Origin of the sequence: Scandinavium sp. M-37 (assembly GCF_043558715.1) — a bacterium.
GTDB lineage: Bacteria > Pseudomonadota > Gammaproteobacteria > Enterobacterales > Enterobacteriaceae > Scandinavium > Scandinavium vulneris_A.
The window spans coordinates 57,033-74,971 of sequence record NZ_JBIGIN010000006.1 but is presented as its reverse complement, the minus strand read 5'-3'; the positions used below and the strand labels follow the sequence as shown (position 1 = coordinate 74,971).

The 17,939-nt window shown below is 56.4% G+C and carries 18 protein-coding genes; 11 read left to right on the top strand and 7 right to left on the bottom strand.

The features are described 5' to 3' along the window. Window positions 1-50: 50 nt before the first annotated feature. Window positions 51-1,187 (bottom strand): HlyD family secretion protein, encoded by a 1,137-nt coding sequence (locus ACG0Z5_RS06715; protein WP_394446229.1) that lies wholly within the window; start codon window positions 1,185-1,187, stop codon window positions 51-53. Between the two features lie 5 nt (window positions 1,188-1,192). After that, window positions 1,193-1,519, bottom strand: a complete 327-nt coding sequence (locus ACG0Z5_RS06710) for a DUF3302 domain-containing protein (protein ID WP_319627195.1) — start codon at window positions 1,517-1,519, stop codon at window positions 1,193-1,195. Between the two features lie 539 nt (window positions 1,520-2,058). Here ACG0Z5_RS06710 and ACG0Z5_RS06705 point away from each other — a divergent pair. The 8 genes from ACG0Z5_RS06705 (at window position 2,059) to trmL (ending at window position 10,779) form a co-directional block, all read left to right on the top strand. After that, window positions 2,059-3,981: a PTS mannitol transporter subunit IICBA gene (locus tag ACG0Z5_RS06705; protein ID WP_394446228.1), complete on the top strand. Its 1,923-nt coding sequence runs from the start codon at window positions 2,059-2,061 to the stop codon at window positions 3,979-3,981. Between the two features lie 90 nt (window positions 3,982-4,071). Next, window positions 4,072-5,235 carry a mannitol-1-phosphate 5-dehydrogenase gene (gene mtlD, locus ACG0Z5_RS06700; RefSeq protein WP_394446227.1) on the top strand — a complete coding sequence of 388 codons (1,164 nt, stop codon included), beginning with the start codon at window positions 4,072-4,074 and terminating at the stop codon, window positions 5,233-5,235. Continuing rightward, a complete protein-coding gene (mtlR, locus tag ACG0Z5_RS06695; RefSeq protein ID WP_319627342.1) occupies window positions 5,235-5,825 on the top strand; it encodes a mannitol operon repressor MtlR in 591 nt (196 codons plus the stop codon). Before mtlD ends, mtlR begins: the two co-directional genes overlap by 1 nt. A gap of 143 nt (window positions 5,826-5,968) precedes the next feature. Then, window positions 5,969-6,331 carry a YibL family ribosome-associated protein gene (locus ACG0Z5_RS06690; protein ID WP_319627198.1) on the top strand — a complete coding sequence of 121 codons (363 nt, stop codon included), beginning with the start codon at window positions 5,969-5,971 and terminating at the stop codon, window positions 6,329-6,331. Window positions 6,332-6,620: 289 nt separating this feature from the next. After that, window positions 6,621-8,276: an L-lactate permease gene (gene lldP / locus ACG0Z5_RS06685; RefSeq protein WP_394446226.1), complete on the top strand. Its 1,656-nt coding sequence runs from the start codon at window positions 6,621-6,623 to the stop codon at window positions 8,274-8,276. Next, a complete protein-coding gene (gene lldR / locus ACG0Z5_RS06680) occupies window positions 8,273-9,046 on the top strand; it encodes a transcriptional regulator LldR (RefSeq protein WP_394446225.1) in 774 nt (257 codons plus the stop codon). The genes lldP and lldR overlap by 4 nt, the downstream gene beginning before the upstream one ends. Then, entirely contained in the window at window positions 9,046-10,233 is a 1,188-nt protein-coding gene (gene lldD, locus ACG0Z5_RS06675; RefSeq protein ID WP_394446224.1) for an FMN-dependent L-lactate dehydrogenase LldD, read from the top strand. Before lldR ends, lldD begins: the two co-directional genes overlap by 1 nt. Window positions 10,234-10,305: 72 nt before the next feature. Beyond that, on the top strand, window positions 10,306-10,779 hold the full coding sequence (gene trmL / locus ACG0Z5_RS06670) for a tRNA (uridine(34)/cytosine(34)/5-carboxymethylaminomethyluridine(34)-2'-O)-methyltransferase TrmL (protein ID WP_394446223.1): 474 nt from the start codon (window positions 10,306-10,308) through the stop codon (window positions 10,777-10,779). 46 nt (window positions 10,780-10,825) lie between these two features. On the opposite strand, the gene cysE is transcribed toward trmL, so the two are convergent. From cysE to ACG0Z5_RS06645, 5 genes are all read right to left on the bottom strand, one after another. Next, the gene (cysE, locus tag ACG0Z5_RS06665) at window positions 10,826-11,647 is read right to left on the bottom strand and encodes a serine O-acetyltransferase (protein ID WP_394446222.1); all 822 of its coding nucleotides are present in this window, start codon (window positions 11,645-11,647) and stop codon (window positions 10,826-10,828) included. Window positions 11,648-11,709: 62 nt separating this feature from the next. Then, window positions 11,710-12,729: an NAD(P)H-dependent glycerol-3-phosphate dehydrogenase gene (gene gpsA / locus ACG0Z5_RS06660; protein WP_394446221.1), complete on the bottom strand. Its 1,020-nt coding sequence runs from the start codon at window positions 12,727-12,729 to the stop codon at window positions 11,710-11,712. Further along, window positions 12,729-13,196 carry a protein-export chaperone SecB gene (gene secB / locus ACG0Z5_RS06655; RefSeq protein ID WP_319627205.1) on the bottom strand — a complete coding sequence of 156 codons (468 nt, stop codon included), beginning with the start codon at window positions 13,194-13,196 and terminating at the stop codon, window positions 12,729-12,731. The genes gpsA and secB overlap by 1 nt, the downstream gene beginning before the upstream one ends. 22 nt (window positions 13,197-13,218) lie before the next feature. Beyond that, a complete protein-coding gene (grxC, locus tag ACG0Z5_RS06650; RefSeq protein ID WP_394446220.1) occupies window positions 13,219-13,470 on the bottom strand; it encodes a glutaredoxin 3 in 252 nt (83 codons plus the stop codon). A 17-nt stretch (window positions 13,471-13,487) separates the two neighbouring features. Beyond that, the gene (locus ACG0Z5_RS06645; RefSeq protein WP_319786004.1) at window positions 13,488-13,919 is read right to left on the bottom strand and encodes a rhodanese-like domain-containing protein; all 432 of its coding nucleotides are present in this window, start codon (window positions 13,917-13,919) and stop codon (window positions 13,488-13,490) included. A 248-nt stretch (window positions 13,920-14,167) separates the two neighbouring features. Here ACG0Z5_RS06645 and gpmM point away from each other — a divergent pair, with 248 nt between their 5' ends. The 3 genes from gpmM to ACG0Z5_RS06630 are packed head-to-tail and all read left to right on the top strand — an operon-like array spanning window position 14,168 to window position 17,929. Further along, a complete protein-coding gene (gene gpmM / locus ACG0Z5_RS06640; RefSeq protein ID WP_394446219.1) occupies window positions 14,168-15,712 on the top strand; it encodes a 2,3-bisphosphoglycerate-independent phosphoglycerate mutase in 1,545 nt (514 codons plus the stop codon). 9 nt (window positions 15,713-15,721) lie between these two features. Next, window positions 15,722-16,993, top strand: coding sequence for a murein hydrolase activator EnvC (envC, locus tag ACG0Z5_RS06635; RefSeq protein ID WP_394446218.1), 1,272 nt, complete (start codon window positions 15,722-15,724; stop codon window positions 16,991-16,993). A 3-nt stretch (window positions 16,994-16,996) separates the two neighbouring features. Beyond that, a complete protein-coding gene (locus tag ACG0Z5_RS06630) occupies window positions 16,997-17,929 on the top strand; it encodes a divergent polysaccharide deacetylase family protein (RefSeq protein ID WP_394446217.1) in 933 nt (310 codons plus the stop codon). Window positions 17,930-17,939: the final 10 nt, after the last annotated feature.

Genomic DNA, 17,939 nt, shown 5'->3' with positions numbered 1-17,939 from the left:
TAATACTCCGCAAAAATATCAGTATGGCGCAGGCGCATTAAAAATTCAGGTTAATGATCGAGATACAGATAGTGCATCCAGCTGGTCATGCGCAGCAGCACTTTGCGCATCACCGCCACGTGGCTGAAATGGTCGGAATAGACCGCCACCTGCGCAAAAATGCCGTCCGGGAGGGCCTCCACTTGGGCATTCGACTCCAGTTCGATAAGGGCTAATACGCCATCGCTACCGGGCGTGACCGTTAACGATTGCAGCGTACCCTGTGCCTGATATGAGCCGCCGGGAACGACGGGAATGACACTGGTCAGTTTCCCGACGAAAACCTGCCCCGGCAGCGCATTGAACACCACTTCGGCCTGATCGCCCGCTTCAAGGCGTAACAGCGAATTTTGCCGGAACTGGGCGATAATTTGCCGTTTTTGTTCAGGGATAAACACCATCACCGGGCGCAGCGGCAGCGCAGCCGCGTAGGTGCCAGGACGAATCAATACCTGGGTGGCATAGCCATCGCTGGGGGCTCGCACAATGGTCTGATCGAGGTTATAGCGGGCTTCCGTCAGCTGCGCCCGCAGGCTCACGATCTGCGATTGCTCGCCGTTAATCACGCTGTCGAGCTGGCTTTTTATCTGCGACTGCTCGGCAACCGATGATTTCACCAACGCATCCTGGGCGAGATAATTTTGCCGGGCGTTGTCGATATCACTTTCTGAGAACGGATTCACTCTCGCCCTGCTGCCTTGCAGGTAACGCTGATAGTCCTTGTACAGGCGGTCGCGTTCAGCGCCGACACGTTGGGTATTGGCGATGGCCTCGTTCAGTTCCCCCTTCATGGCATCGGCATTATGAATAGCCGTCACCAGATCGGCCTCCAGGCGGCTGACCCGGGCCTGATAGCGGGTCGGATCGAGTTTAAACAGCACGTCGCCTTTTTTAATCAGCTTATTTTGTTGATCCGTCACTTCGCTGACGATACCCGTTACCTGAGGGGTAATGGGAATAGAGATCACCGCTTTTTGTGCCTGGGCAGTATAAGGGTGGTTGTAATTCATTAATAAAATAAGCCCGCTAACGATAAACACGCCACCTAATGCAGCGGTCGGCACCGTCCATTTATTTACCGGGATTTTGAAGATCTTAAATATCGCCCAGGCCAGCGCGACATAGGTCAGAATAATGAGCAAATCCATGATGGTTACTCCGCTGGCGAGCGTGATGTTTCCGCGAGTTTTTGCTCAAGCTCCGTGACCCGGCGCTGCAACTGAGCGAAAGATTCCTGTTCTGCCTGCTGCATTCCCCAGCCGCGCTCCGGGCGATAGAGAGTGGCCCAGATCCATAAAAACGGCCAGATAACGTGAAGGGTAAACAAACTCACCCAACCCGCGACGTGGATAGCATCGGCATGAGGGTGATTACGGGATTTGGCGATAAGATAAGGAATATCATGCAAAATAATGATCCCGTAAAAAATCACCAAAAAAACGAAAATAAGCACACCCAACGCAAAATAATTAAGAAACATAGCCGCCTCGAAATTACGACACGCCCATCGGCACGCGCCCCATTGCGAAGCGCCTGAGTGATAACTGAAAAAATAATCGTTAGTCGGTCATATTGCTATAACACAGAATCACTAAACTCGCCGTCCGTTGCCCTGGAATTATCTCAGCGTGATGACGCACCGAAATGCAGAACATGCGGACGATCACAGTTGCCCGCGTGCAGATGAAAATACTTTGTGATGTTAATCACATATCAGCAACAAACAGCCGCCAACAAAATGTGATTAACATCACACTAACAACCCTTTGCGGGTGATTTTTCAGCCACCGCACTTTTTTCATACGGTCATTTTGTGACAGTGATCACGTCAATTACGCCTCATCACCCTATATTAGCGTGACTCAGATCACACAATCTGGGGCTCGCTGGACAGTTGAACGATTCAGTGCCAGATTTCGCATCATCAACAGGGTCCGGCTACCTCTGCCGCTACTTAACAACAAACCAAACCTCGGGCTTTTAGCCTGCGCGACAGCAAACATAAGAAGGGGTGTTTTTATGTCATCCGATATCAAGATCAAAGTGCAAAGCTTTGGTCGATTCCTCAGCAATATGGTGATGCCAAACATCGGCGCGTTTATCGCGTGGGGTATCATTACCGCGTTATTTATTCCAACAGGGTGGTTGCCAAACGAAACGCTGGCGAAGCTTGTCGGCCCAATGATTACTTACCTGCTGCCACTGCTGATCGGTTATACCGGTGGTCGTCTGGTTGGCGGTGACCGCGGCGGCGTGGTCGGTGCGATTACCACCATGGGCGTTATCGTCGGTGCGGATATGCCGATGTTCCTCGGCGCGATGATTGCCGGTCCCCTGGGTGGCTGGGCGATTAAGCGTTTTGACGCCTGGGTAGACGGTAAGATCAAATCCGGTTTTGAAATGCTGGTGAACAACTTCTCTGCGGGCATCATTGGTATGATCCTCGCGGTACTGGCGTTCCTCGGCATTGGCCCTGCGGTTGAAGTGCTGTCCAAAGTGCTGGCTGCTGGCGTTAACTTCATGGTTGTGCACGACATGCTGCCGCTGGCGTCTATCTTTGTTGAACCGGCGAAAATCCTGTTCCTCAACAACGCCATCAACCACGGTATCTTCTCACCGCTGGGTATTCAGCAGTCCCATGAACTGGGCAAATCCATCTTCTTCCTGATTGAAGCTAACCCAGGTCCGGGTATGGGTGTTCTGCTGGCATACATGTTCTTTGGTCGCGGTAGCGCCAAACAGTCTGCGGGCGGGGCGGCTATCATCCACTTCCTCGGCGGTATTCACGAAATTTATTTCCCGTACGTGCTGATGAACCCACGTCTGATCCTGGCCGTTATCCTCGGCGGTATGACCGGCGTGTTCACCCTGACTATCCTCAACGGCGGCCTGGTGTCTCCGGCCTCTCCAGGCTCTATCCTGGCGATTCTGGCGATGACGCCGAAAGGCGCTTACTTCGCTAACATTGCGGCGATTGTGGCGGCAACGGCAGTCTCCTTCGTGGTCTCCGCCGTCCTGCTGAAAACCAGCAAAGTGAAAGAAGAAGACGATATTGAAGCGGCAACCCGTCGTATGAACGACATGAAAGCCGAATCCAAAGGTGCTGCCAATCCGCTGACCGCGGGTGACGTGACCAACGACCTGAGCCACGTGCGTAAAATCATCGTCGCCTGTGACGCCGGTATGGGTTCCAGCGCCATGGGTGCAGGCGTGCTGCGTAAGAAAGTGGCGGATGCGGGTCTGAGCCATATCTCTGTGACCAACAGCGCGATCAACAACCTGCCGCCGGATGTCGACCTGGTGATCACTCACCGCGACCTGACCGAGCGTGCGATGCGCCAGGTACCACAGGCTCAGCACATTTCGCTGACCAACTTCCTCGACAGCGGCCTGTACACCAGCCTGACCGAGCGTCTGGTTGCCGCACAGCGTCACGAAGATAACGAAGTGAAAGTGCGCGACAGCCTGAAAGACAGCTTCGACGCTGACGACAGCAACCTGTTCAAACTCAGCGCAGAAAACATTTTCCTCGGCTGTAAAGCGTTCAGCAAAGAAGAAGCCATCCGCTTCGCCGGTCAGGAACTGGTGAAAGGCGGCTACGTTGAACCTGAGTATGTGGAAGCGATGCTGGAACGTGAAAGACTGACCCCGACCTACCTGGGCGAATCTATCGCGGTACCGCACGGCACCATCGAAGCGAAAGACCGTGTGCTGAAAACCGGCGTGGTATTCTGTCAGTACCCTGACGGCGTGCGCTTCGGCGAAGAACCGGACGACATTGCCCGTCTGGTGATTGGTATCGCAGCGCGCAATAACGAACACATCCACGTTATCACGAGCCTGACCAACGCGCTGGACGATGAGTCTGTCATCGAGCGCCTGGCGACCACCAACAGCGTGGGCGAAGTTCTGGCACTGATTTCGGGTAACAAAGTCGCCTAACGGCAACGCCCCTCTCCTGTAACAGGGAGAGGGTTCCGGTGAGGGGAAATTCGCCGTCCCTCACCCGAGCCCTCTCGGGTAAAAACATTGATGAAGGTTGAGACTATGAAAGCATTACATTTTGGCGCAGGTAATATCGGACGTGGCTTTATCGGCAAACTGTTGGCTGACGCGGGTATCACCTTAACGTTTGCCGATGTGAATCAGGTGGTTCTGGATGCCCTGAATGCCCGTCATAGCTATCAGGTGCATGTGGTTGGCGAGAACGAGCAGGTAGAAACCGTCTCCGGCGTGAACGCGGTTAGCAGCATCGGCGATGACGTGGTGGAATTGATTGCCGAGGTTGATCTGGTGACCACCGCCGTTGGCCCGGTCGTGCTGGAGAGAATCGCCCCGGCAATTGCTAAAGGCCTGGCAAAACGTAAAGCGGCGGGCAACACCACCCCGCTGAACATTATCGCCTGTGAAAACATGGTGCGTGGCACTACGCAGCTGAAAGGCCACGTTGACGCCGCGCTGGCTGACGACGATAAGGCCTGGGTTGCCGAGCACGTGGGCTTCGTCGATTCCGCCGTGGACCGTATCGTCCCGCCGTCTGAATCCGCCACCAACGACCCGCTGGAAGTGACCGTTGAAACCTTCAGCGAGTGGATCGTCGATAAGACCCAGTTCAAAGGCACGCTGCCGACTATTCCAGGAATGGAATTAACTGATAACCTGATGGCATTTGTGGAACGCAAGCTCTTCACCCTGAACACCGGGCATGCTATAACCGCGTACCTCGGTAAGCTGGCAGGTCATCAGACCATTCGTGATGCGATCCTTGATGAGAAGATCCGTGCGGTGGTGAAAGGCGCAATGGAAGAGAGCGGTGCGGTGCTGATTAAGCGTTACGGGTTTGATGCCGATAAACACGCTGCCTATATCCAGAAAATCCTTGGTCGCTTCGAGAACCCGTATCTGAAAGATGACGTGGAACGCGTAGGCCGTCAGCCGCTGCGTAAACTGAGCGCGGGCGATCGCCTGATTAAACCGCTGCTCGGCACTCTGGAGTACGATCTGCCGCACGCCAGTCTGGTGAAAGGCATTGCCGCGGCGATGCACTATCGCAGCGAGCAGGACCCGCAGGCGCAGGAACTGGCGCAGCTTATCGAGTTGAAAGGCCCGCAGTCAGCCCTGGCCGAGATCTCCGGTCTGGATGCCAACAGCGAGGTGGTCGCCCAGGCCGTTGCGGCCTATAACACGACCGCATGATGCAGGACCCGGTGCTGCTCTTGCAGCAGCACCTCAACACAAGATTGTCAGATATGCAGGCCATAATGGAACAAACGCAAGCCTTTGAAAACCGTGTGCTTGAGCGTCTGAATGCTGGCAAAACCGTACGAAGCTTTCTGATTGCCGCCGTCGATCTGCTGACCGAGGCGGTAAACATGCTGGTGCTTCAGGTGTTCCGCAAAGACGATTACGCGGTCAAATACGCAGTGGAGCCGTTGCTGGACGGCGAAGGCCCGCTGGGCGATCTGTCGGTACGCCTGAAGCTCATTTACGGGCTTGGGGTGATAAGCCGTGCGGAATACGAAGACGCCGAGCTTCTCATGGCGCTGCGCGAAGAGCTGAATCACGACGGCAATGAGTACGCGTTCACCGACGATGAAATCCTCGGCCCGTTCGGCGAGCTGCATTGTGTTGTCGCGCTACCGCCGCAGCCTGCATTCGATACCAGCGATGCAGAGCTGTTTGCCATGCAGAAACAGCGTTACCAACAGGTCGTCCGCTCAACGATGGTCCTGTCTCTCACCGAGCTGATTTCACGGATCAGCTTGAAAAAAGCCTTCCAGAAATAATCCGCTCAGCGAGCTCTGACGCTCACTTTCCTGACTGCATGCCGGTTGATCGACCGCCAAATTACGATAATTAACTATCGGGAAAAGCGCTCAGCGCATACTATTAAGCATCGATATTTTTTTACTAGCAAAAGCCACAGACCATGAAAGAAGTTGTTAAGAACGAAATCAAACGCCTGAGCGACCGCCTGGACGCTATCCGCCACCAGCAGCCGACCCTGTCTCTGGTCGATGACGCTGAGAAATACGCTGAACTTGAAAAAGAGAAAGCGACGCTGGAAACCGAAATCGCGCGCCTGCGTGAAGTGCATACTGAGAAGCTGAGCAAAGAAGCGCAGAAGCTGATGGATATGCCGTTCCGTCGCGCGATCACCAAGAAAGAGCAGGCCGACATGGGCAAGCTGAAGAAAAGCGCGCGCGGCCTGGTGGTTGTCCACCCGATGACCGCTCTCGGCCGCGAGATGGATCTGAAAGAGATGACCGGTTTCGCGAAGACTGAGTTTTAATCTCCCCGGTCTGTTACCTCCTCTCCCGCCCGGGAGAGGTCTCCCTGCAATCCCTTCATAACCACTCTGTTTAGATTGGCCCTACCAATTCCCATTCGTTGTGCCCATCGCTTCACAGAACCCACATCTCATGCAACATATGAATTGCCTGACGGCAACATATGATTAACTATTATTTGGCATTACCCTCACATCACCCTATTGGCAGGACCACTTTTACAAAGCGTGTGACGCCGAGCTGAGCGCAGACTCGCCCGCGTCGCCGTGGAGTGGTTCTCAGGAGACCTGCATGAACCTCTGGCAACAAAACTACGACCCTGCGGGAAACATCTGGCTCTCAAGCCTGATTGCCGCCCTACCGATCATCTTTTTCTTCTTCGCGCTGATTAAGCTCAAACTGAAGGGCTATGTCGCCGCGAGCTATACCGTTGCTATTGCGCTGGTTGTCGCATTGCTGTTCTACAAAATGCCGGTCGACCGCGCGCTGGCGTCCGTGGTTTACGGCTTCTTCTACGGTCTGTGGCCGATTGCCTGGATTATTATTGCCGCGGTCTTTGTCTACAAAATTTCGGTGAAAACCGGGCAGTTCGACATCATCCGATCATCGATATTATCGATAACCCCGGACCAGCGCCTGCAAATGCTGATTGTCGGCTTTTCGTTTGGCGCGTTCCTGGAAGGGGCCGCAGGCTTCGGCGCGCCAGTGGCGATTACTGCCGCCCTGCTGGTTGGGCTCGGCTTTAATCCACTGTATGCCGCGGGCCTGTGCCTGATCGTCAACACCGCGCCGGTGGCATTTGGCGCGATGGGCATTCCGATTCTGGTTGCCGGACAGGTCACCGGTCTCGACAGCTTTGAAATCGGCCAGATGGTGGGCCGGCAGCTACCGTTCCTGACCATTATCGTACTGTTCTGGATCATGGCGATTATGGATGGCTGGCGCGGGGTGAAAGAGACCTGGCCTGCGGTGATGGTGGCGGGCGGTTCATTCGCTATCGCCCAATATCTGAGCTCAAACTTTATCGGCCCGGAACTGCCGGACATTATCTCGTCGCTGGTGTCATTGGTGTGCTTGACGCTGTTCCTGAAGCGCTGGCAGCCGGTGCGTATTTTCCGCTTTGGCGATGTGGGGGCGTCGCAGGTGGATATGACTCTCGCTCGCACCAAATACACCCCTGGGCAGGTGATTCGCGCCTGGTCGCCGTTCCTGTTCCTCACCGCCACCGTCACGCTGTGGAGCGTTCCGCCGTTTAAAGCGCTGTTTGCCCCTGGCGGCGCGCTGTATGACTGGGTGATCAACATCTCCGTGCCCTACCTCGACAAACTGGTCGCACGCATGCCGCCGGTGGTTCATGACGCCACCCCGTACGCAGCGGTGTATAAATTTGACTGGTTCTCGGCCACCGGGACCGCGATCCTGTTTGCTGCCCTGCTGTCGATTGTCTGGCTGCGGATGAAGCCGAAAGACGCCGTCGCTACCTTTGGGCATACGCTGAAAGATTTGGCGCTGCCGATTTACTCCATCGGTATGGTGCTGGCGTTCGCGTTTATCTCTAACTACTCCGGCCTGTCGTCTACCCTGGCACTGGCGCTGTCACATACCGGCAGCGCGTTCCCGTTCTTCTCGCCGTTCCTCGGCTGGCTGGGCGTATTCCTCACCGGGTCGGATACCTCCTCGAACGCGCTGTTTGCCGCCCTGCAAGCCACGGCCGCCCAGCAGATTGGCGTGTCTGACGTGCTGCTGGTCGCGGCGAATACCACCGGGGGCGTGACCGGCAAGATGATTTCGCCGCAGTCTATCGCTATCGCCTGCGCGGCGGTGGGGCTGGTCGGCAAAGAGTCGGACCTGTTCCGCTTTACGGTTAAACACAGCCTGATTTTCACCTGCATGGTGGGGATTATTACCACCCTACAAGCTTACGTCTTAACCTGGATGATCCCATGATTGTGATGCCCCGGCGTCTGGCAGACGAGGTCGCAACCCGTGTGCGGACGCTGATTGAAGAACAACAGCTGGAGGCGGGAATGCGATTACCCGCCGAACGCCAGCTGGCCATACAGCTCGGCGTATCGCGCAATTCACTGCGGGAAGCGCTGGCGAAACTGGTGAGCGAAGGGCTGCTGGTCAGCCGTCGTGGCGGCGGCACCTTTGTGCGCTGGCAGCATGAACCGTGGTCTGAGCAAAATATCGTTCAGCCGCTGAAAAGCCTGCTCGCCGACGACCCGGATTACAGCTTCGACATCCTCGAAGCCCGCCACGCCATTGAGGCCAGCACCGCCTGGCATGCGGCCCTGCGCGCCACCGAGGCCGATAAAGAGAAAATTCGCCTGTGCTTTGAAGCAACGCAAAGTGACGACCCGGATTTGGCCTCACAGGCCGATGTGCGCTTCCATCTCGCCATCGCCGAAGCGTCGCACAACGTGGTGCTGCTACAGACCATGCGTGGTTTTTTCGACCTGCTGCAGTCGTCGGTCAAACAGAGCCGCCAGCGGATGTACCTCGTCCCGCCGGTGTTCGCCAGACTGACCGAACAGCATCAGGCGGTGCTGGACGCTATCCTCGCGGGCGATGCGGAGGGCGCGCGCCAGGCGATGATGTCGCACCTCGGATTCGTCCACACCACCATTAAACAGTTTGATGAAGACAGGGCCCGCCAGGCGCGGATCACTCGCCTGCCCGGCGACCATAACGAGCATTCCAGGGAGAACCATTGATGATTATTTCAGCCGCCAGTGATTATCGGGCCGCGGCCCAGCGCATCCTGCCGCCGTTTTTGTTCCACTACATCGACGGCGGGGCATACAGCGAGCACACCCTGCGGCGCAACGTGGCGGACCTTTCGGAAGTGGCGCTCCGCCAGCGCGTGCTAAAGAACATGTCCGATTTGAGTCTGGAAACCAGGCTGTTCAATGAAACGCTGTCGATGCCCGTCGCGCTAGCCCCGGTGGGGCTGTGCGGGATGTATGCCCGACGCGGTGAAGTGCAGGCCGCAGGCGCGGCAGATGCCAAAGGCATTCCTTTTACCCTGTCGACCGTGTCGGTGTGCCCGATTGAAGAAGTGGCCCCGACTATCAAGCGCCCGATGTGGTTCCAGCTGTACGTCCTGCGCGACAGAGGCTTTATGCGTAATGCGCTGGAGCGCGCCAAAGCGGCGGGATGTTCAACCCTGGTATTTACCGTGGATATGCCTACGCCGGGCGCGCGCTATCGCGATGCCCATTCCGGGATGAGCGGCCCGAACGCGGCCCTGCGCCGCTACTGGCAGGCGATGACTCATCCGCAGTGGGCATGGGACGTGGGCCTGAACGGTCGTCCGCATGATTTGGGCAATATCTCCACCTATCTCGGCAAACCAACCGGGCTGGAAGATTACATCGGCTGGCTGGCGAATAACTTCGATCCGTCCATTTCGTGGAAAGACCTGGAGTGGATCCGTGAATTCTGGGATGGCCCGATGGTGATCAAAGGGATCCTCGACCCGGAAGATGCCCGTGATGCGGTGCGCTTTGGTGCCGATGGCATTGTGGTGTCCAACCATGGCGGCCGCCAGCTCGACGGCGTACTCTCGTCCGCTCGCGCGTTACCGGCTATCGCCGACGCGGTGAAAGGGGATATCGCAATTCTCGCCGACAGCGGCATTCGCAACGGCCTGGACGTGGTACGCATGATTGCGCTGGGTGCCGACAGCGTGCTGTTAGGGCGGGCCTATTTGTATGCGCTGGCCACCCACGGCGGGGCGGGCGTGACCAACCTGCTGAATTTGATTGAGAAAGAGATGAAGGTCGCGATGACCCTGACCGGAGCGAAATCCATCGGCGAAATTTCCCGCGATTCGCTGGTGCAGGAAGCGAAGCATCTGGCGGCCGCGCTGGCACCGGTCACGCGCGGAGACGCGGCCTAAAGCGCCCTCTCCCCAAAGGGGCGAGGGAACGAAAAAATTCTGCTATGCTGCCCCCGCAATTAAGGGGGCACTATGCTTAACATCGTTTTATTCGAACCAGAAATCCCACCCAATACCGGCAACATTATTCGCCTGTGCGCCAATACCGGTTTTCGTCTGCATATCATCGAACCGATGGGTTTTACCTGGGACGATAAACGTCTGCGTCGTGCCGGGCTGGATTACCACGAATTCACCGCCGTGCAGCGTCATGCCGATTACGCGGCGTTTTTCGCGGCGGAACAACCGAAGCGTCTGTTTGCGCTCACGACCAAAGGCACGCCTGCGCACAGCGCGGTGAGTTATCAAGCCGGTGACTATCTGATGTTTGGTCCGGAAACGCGTGGCCTACCCGCCAGCATTCTGGATGCGTTACCGCCAGAGCAAAAAATTCGTATTCCGATGATGCCGGACAGCCGCAGCATGAACCTGTCGAATGCGGTGTCGGTAGTGGTGTATGAAGCCTGGCGCCAGCTGGGATACGCTGGCGCGGTACTACGTAGCTAATTATTCCAAAATCGCCCGGGGGCGCTGCGCTTACCGGGCCTACGGGTCAGATACCGTCGCCATACTCGAAGGTATGGTGAATACCATTGAAATGTTGATCCATATCCATCGACGGCTTATCGCTGTCAGGCTTGCCGACGATTCGCGCCGGTACGCCAGCGGCGGTGGTATGCGGCGGAACGGGCTGTAACACCACGGAACCCGCACCAATCTTCGCCCCGCGTCCCACTTCGATATTACCCAGAATTTTCGCTCCGGCACCAATCATCACCCCTTCACGAATTTTCGGGTGGCGATCGCCGCTGGTTTTACCGGTCCCGCCGAGGGTGACGGATTGCAGAATAGAAACATCGTTTTCGATAACCGCCGTTTCACCCACCACAATCCCGGTGGCGTGATCGAGCATGATCCCACGGCCAATGGTTGCCGCCGGATGGATATCCACCTGGAAGGTCACCGATACCTGATTTTGCAGGAAAATCGCCAGCGCCCGACGCCCCTGATGCCACAGCCAGTGGCCGATACGATAGGCCTGTAGCGCGTGGAAACCTTTCAGGTACAGCAATGGCGTGGAGTATTTATCCACCGCCGGGTCACGGGTGCGCACGGCCTGGATATCACAGGCGGCAGCGGCAATCATTTCCGGGTCGGCGGCGTAGGCCTCTTCCACCACTTCACGAATGGCGATAGCAGGCATGATCGAGGAGGCGAGCTTGTTGGCGAGCATGTAGCTCAGCGCGCTGCCGAGGTTTTCGTGCTTGAGGAGCGTTGCGTGGTAAAAACTGGCGAGCATCGGCTCACAGTCAGCCAGCGCGCGGGCTTCGGCTTTAATATTGTTCCAGACGATATCCAGTTCTTCACACGGCATTGCGAACTCCAGCAGATAGCGAATGACCGGTCAGTTCTGCGCTGACCGGGTCATTGAGGTGACTAGTTGTGGCTGCGCTCTTCCTTGCTGGCACGACCTAATAGGGTCAATGCTGCCTCGCGAGCATTCTTTCCGCAATACAATACCTGATAAATTTCCTCGGTTATTGGCATTTCGACACCAAATCGGTGAGCGAGTGCCCTGACCTCTTTGGTATTGCGGTAGCCTTCAACCACCTGACCAATCACGTCCTGCGCGGTTTGCACATCTTTGCCTTCGCCGAGCATCATGCCAAAGCGACGGTTGCGCGACTGATTGTCGGTACAGGTCAGCACCAGGTCGCCCAATCCCGCCATCCCCATAAAGGTGGACGGTTCGGCGCCGAGCGCAGCGCCCAGACGCGACATCTCAGCCAGCCCACGGGTGATCAGCGCCGTGCGCGCGTTCGCCCCGAAGCCCATGCCGTCGGACATGCCTGCACCAATCGCAATCACGTTTTTCACCGCGCCACCCAGCTGGACGCCGATGAAATCCGGGTTGCTATAGACGCGGAAGCTCTTGCCGCAGTGCAGCAGCTTTTGCAAATCGTCAGCAAACTTCGCATCGGTTGACGCCAGTGAAATTGCGGTCGGCAGGCCTGCCGCCAACTCTTTGGCAAAGGTCGGGCCGGAAATCACCGCCAGCGGGATATCGTCGCCCAAGGCTTCGCGTGCGACATCCTGTAACAGACGCCCGGTTTCAGCTTCCAGACCTTTGGTCGCCCAGACCAGACGCGCGTCCTGATGCAGCAGCGGTTTTAACTGGCGCAGTACGTCACCAAACACATGGCTTGGCACAACCACCAGAATATCGCGGCTGGCGGCCAGCGCCGTGGCGAGGTCCGCTTCAAGGTGCAGCGTGTCGGGGAAAGGCACATCGGGAAGGAAGGCCGCGTTGCAGCGGTCTTGTTGCAGGACCGCGAGGTGTTTCGGGTCGTGTCCCCAAAGCACCACATCGTGGCCATTTCTTGCCAGGGTGATGGCAAGAGCGGTGCCGTAAGAGCCGGCACCGATCACAGTCATTGCAGCATTAAGTGCGTTCATCAGGCATCCTGATGTTGTTCGGCACCTTCGCCAGCCTGCTGTTGCAGATAGTTCATGAACAGCGCATCAAAGTTGACTGGCGCAAGGTTCAGTTGCGGGAACGTGCCGCGGGAGACCAGGCTGGTGATGCATTCGCGCGCATACGGGAACAGAATGTTCGGGCAGTATGCGCCCAGGCAATGCGCCATCTGGTTGCCGTCGATACCTTCGATGGAGAAAATGCCGCCCTGCTGAACTTCGCACAGGAACGCGGTTTCTTCGCCCAGAGATGCAGTAACGGTTACACGCAGTACGACTTCGTATACGCCTTCAGCCAGTTGGGATGAAGCCGTATCCAGATCAAGTTTAACCTCTGGCTGCCAGTCTTTCTGGAAAACATGCGGCGCATTTGGCGCTTCAAATGAAACGTCCTTGGTGTAAATGCGCTGAATCTGGAAAGTCATTTCTGGGTTGTTTTGTTCTGACATCTTTTTTTGTCCTTAAAAGGGATTATTTCAGCAGGGGATCAAGTCCACCACGCTCATCAAGTGCATACAAGTCGTCACAGCCGCCAATGTGCTGTGCATCAATAAAAATCTGCGGCACCGTGGTGCGGCCACTACGTTCAATCATCTCTTCACGCTTCATCGCGTCGCCATCGATTGGCAGCTCGTGAAAGGTGACGCCTTTGCTGTTCAGCAGCGCTTTCGCGCGATGGCAGAACGGACAGGTTGCTTTGGTATAGATCTCAATATTGGCCATGACGTTACCTCAGACTATTACTTTCCACGAACCAGCGGCAGGTTCTCACCGCTCCAGCCAGCAACGCCTTCTTTCAGAACGAATACGCGCTCAAAGCCCGCTTTGTTCAGCGCGGTGGCCGGATCTTGTGCCTGCATACCGGAACCATCTACTACGATGATGGGTTTATCTTTGTGTTTTTCAAGCTCGCCAAGGTTGTTGGCTTTGATTTCAGTCGGCAGCAGGTTGATAGAACCGGCAATGTGACCTTTACGGAAATCATCACGCTGACGCAGATCGACCACCACTGCATCTTCTTTGTTGATAAGACGCGTCGCTTCACCGCGAGTGATCACTTTGATTTTAGAGGTCAGGCCTTTAAACGTCGTGAACAGTACGGCAGCCAGTAAGCCAACCCAGGCGATACTCAGTATGGGATGACGGCTAACAAATTGCATAATTTCTTGCATGGGGGGTGATAACTCCCGACTCAGTGATTAAAAAAACAGGAAAGGAGTATACCTGTGCAAGGTGGCAAATACAGCAAGCCGGACTCAAGCTAATCTAATTTCTGCGGGCTGTTTCGAGAAATTATGCCCAAAATTGATGAAACACATCCTCTGGCTCGCCTGTTCTTTGATCTTCCAGGGCAGATTTATCGATTCAGCTGTAGTAAAATTACGCAAATTTTTCATCTCGTGAGCATGAGGTTGTCGCAATGTCTGTTACTAAAAAACCAATGGTGCTGGTGATTCTGGATGGCTATGGCTATCGCGAAGACCAGCAGGATAACGCGATTTTCAACGCGAAAACGCCCGTTATGGATGCCCTGTGGGCCAAACGTCCGCATACGCTGATTGACGCTTCCGGCCTGGAAGTGGGTCTGCCAGACCGTCAAATGGGTAACTCCGAAGTCGGTCACGTCAACCTGGGCGCGGGCCGGATCGTGTATCAGGACCTGACCCGTCTGGATGTTGAAATTAAAGAACGTACTTTCTTTGAGAACAGCGTGCTGACCGGTGCGGTAGATAAAGCCGTTGCCGCAGGCAAAGCGGTTCACATCATGGGTCTGCTGTCTGCCGGTGGCGTTCACAGCCACGAAGATCACATCATGGCGATGGTTGAGCTGGCCGCGGAACGTGGCGCAGAAAAAATCTACCTGCACGCCTTCCTTGATGGCCGCGATACCCCGCCGCGCAGCGCTAAATCCTCTCTTCAGCAGTTCGAGGAGAAATTTGCTGCGCTGGGTAAAGGCCGCGTAGCGTCCATTATTGGCCGTTACTTCGCAATGGACCGCGACAACCGTTGGGATCGCGTGGAACAAGCGTACGACCTGATGACCCTGGCGAAAGGCGAGTTCCAGTTTGATACCGCTGTTGCAGGTCTGGAAGCGGCTTACGCCCGTGAAGAAAACGACGAATTCGTGAAAGCGACCGTTATCCGCGCTGAAGGCCAGGCCGATGCCGCGATGGAAGATGGCGATGCGCTGATTTTCATGAACTTCCGTGCTGACCGTGCGCGTGAAATCACCCGTGCATTCGTGAATAAAGACTTTGACGGCTTCGCGCGTAAGAAAGTGGTTAATCTCGACTACATCATGCTGACCGAATACGCCGCAGACATTAAAGCCCCTTGCGCCTACCCACCTGCGTCCCTCGCGAATACCTTCGGCGAGTGGATGGCGAAGAAGGACAAAACCCAGCTGCGTATCTCCGAAACTGAGAAATATGCGCACGTGACCTTCTTCTTCAACGGCGGCGTTGAAGAGCCGTTTGCCGGTGAAGAACGCATCCTGATCAACTCCCCGAAAGTGGCGACCTACGATCTGCAGCCAGAAATGAGTTCTGCAGAATTGACTGAAAAATTGGTCGACGCAATCAAAGGCGGTCAGTACGACACCATCATCTGTAACTACCCGAATGGCGACATGGTTGGCCACACCGGCGTGATGGAAGCGGCAGTGAAAGCGATTGAAGCGCTGGACAACTGCATTGCGGAAGTCACTGCCGCAGTAGAGTCCGTTGGTGGCCAGATGCTGATTACCGCTGACCACGGCAACGCCGAGCAGATGCGCGATCCGTCTACCGGCCAGGCGCACACCGCGCACACCAACCTGCCAGTGCCGCTGATTTACGTCGGCGACAAAGCGGTTAAAGCGGTTGATGGCGGTAAGCTTTCCGATATCGCCCCAACCATGCTGACGCTGATGGGCATGGAAATCCCGCAAGAGATGACTGGCAAGCCGCTGTTCATCGTGGAATAATCCCTCCCCATGAGGGGAAAGGCGATTTTTTCAAATACATGGATCGCGACGGCTGTCCGATCCGTTTGCTACGCCAGCGCACTCAGCGCTGGCGTATTGCTGTGCGCGGCATCCGCCCATGCGGACGATCGTGACCAGCTGAAATCGATTCAGGCCAATATCGCCAGCAAAGAAAAGGCGGTACGCCAGCAACAACAGCAGCGCTCTGCCCTGCTCGCCCAACTCAAAAAGCAGGAAGAAGCGATTTCCGCCGCCGCCCGCAAACTTCGCGAAACCCAAAATACGCTGGCTGACCTCAATAAGCAGGTTGATGCGATGAACGCGTCAATTGCCAAACTCGAGAAGCAAAAAGCCGCTCAGGAGCGTTCACTCGCGGCCCAGCTTGATGCCGCGTTTCGTCAGGGCGAGCACACCGGAATTCAGCTGATCCTCAGCGGGGAAGAGAGCCAGCGTGGCCAGCGTCTGCAGGCCTATTTCGGCTATCTCAACCAGGCCCGCCAGGAAACCATCGCCGATCTGAAACAGACCAGCGCCGAAGTGGCGACGCAAAAAGCCGAGCTGGAAGAGAAACAGAGTCAGCAGCAAACGCTGCTGTACGAACAGAAAGCGCAGCAGGCTAAGCTTGAGCAGGCGCGCAACGAACGTAAGAAAACACTCGCCGGGCTGGAGTCCTCGATTCAGGCCGGTCAGCAGCAGCTTTCCGAACTGCGGGCCAACGAATCCCGCATGCGCTCCCGTATTGCCCAGGCCGAAGCCGCGGCACGCGCACGCGCCGAACGTGAGGCCCGGGAAGCGCAGGCCGTTCGCAATCGTCAACAGGACGCCTCGCGCAAAGGCACCACCTACAAACCGTCCGAGAGCGAACGCTCGCTGATGTCCCGAACCGGCGGCCTCGGTTCACCGCGTGGTCAGGCCTACTGGCCGGTTCGCGGCCCAACGTTGCATCGCTATGGCGAACAGCTGCAGGGTGAACTACGTTGGAAAGGGATGGTTATCGGTGCCTCTGAAGGCACCGAGGTGAAAGCCATCGCCGATGGCCGGGTTATCCTCGCCGACTGGCTGCAAGGTTACGGCCTGGTGGTGGTGGTTGAGCACGGTAAAGGCGACATGAGTCTGTATGGCTATAACCAAAGCGCGCTGGTCAGCGTCGGGACCCAGGTTCGCGCCGGTCAGCCGATTGCCCTTGTGGGCAGCAGTGGCGGTCAGGGTCGACCGTCACTCTACTTCGAAATTCGCCGCCAGGGTCAGGCGGTCAATCCACAGCCGTGGTTGGGAAGATAAGTTTTGCTTCAATTTCGCTCGCTAGCGTTGTCCGTCACCGCCGCACTGGCGATGATTTCCCCGGCCCACGCCGGAAAACTCTCGATAGTCATTGATGATTTTGGCTACCGTCCGCATCAAGAAAACCAGGTCCTGGCTCTGCCCAACACCATCTCCGTTGCCGTGCTGCCGAACGCGCCACACGCCCGTGAAATGGCGACCAAAGCCCATAACAGCGGCCATGAAGTGCTTATCCATCTGCCGATGGCGCCGCTGAGTAAACAGCCGCTGGAAAAAGACACCCTTCGCCCGGAAATGAGCAGCGATGAGATTGACCGCATTATTCGTGATGCGGTCAACAAGGTGCCGTATGCCGTGGGTCTGAACAACCACATGGGCAGCGCCATGACCTCGAGCCTGTTTGGGATGCAGAAGGTGATGCAGACGCTCAGCCACTACAACTTCTATTTCCTCGACAGCATGACGATTGGCAATAGCCAGTCAATGCGGGCTGCGGCGGGCACGAACGTGAAGGTGATTAAGCGCCGGGTGTTCCTCGATGATACGCAGAACGAAGCGGATATCCGGGTGCAGTTTAATCGTGCTGTCCAGCTGGCGAGACGTAACGGCTCAGCGATTGCCATCGGCCACCCGCATCCCTCAACGGTTCGCGTGCTACAACAAATGGTCTACAACCTGCCGCCGGATATCACCCTGGTGCGCCCGAGCAGCCTACTGAACGAACCGCAGGTGGATAACTCAACGCCAAATAACGCCACGCCGGTTCAAACAACCGCCCCGCGTAACCCGTTCCATGGCGTGAAGCTGTGTAAACCTAAGCAGCCACAGCAGCCGGTTTACGCCAGCCGCTTCTTTAACGTGTTGAGTGACAGCATTACGCACAGCACGCTGGTGCAGTATATGCAGCTGCAATGGCAGGGTTGGGATAAGCCTTAATTCCGGCCAT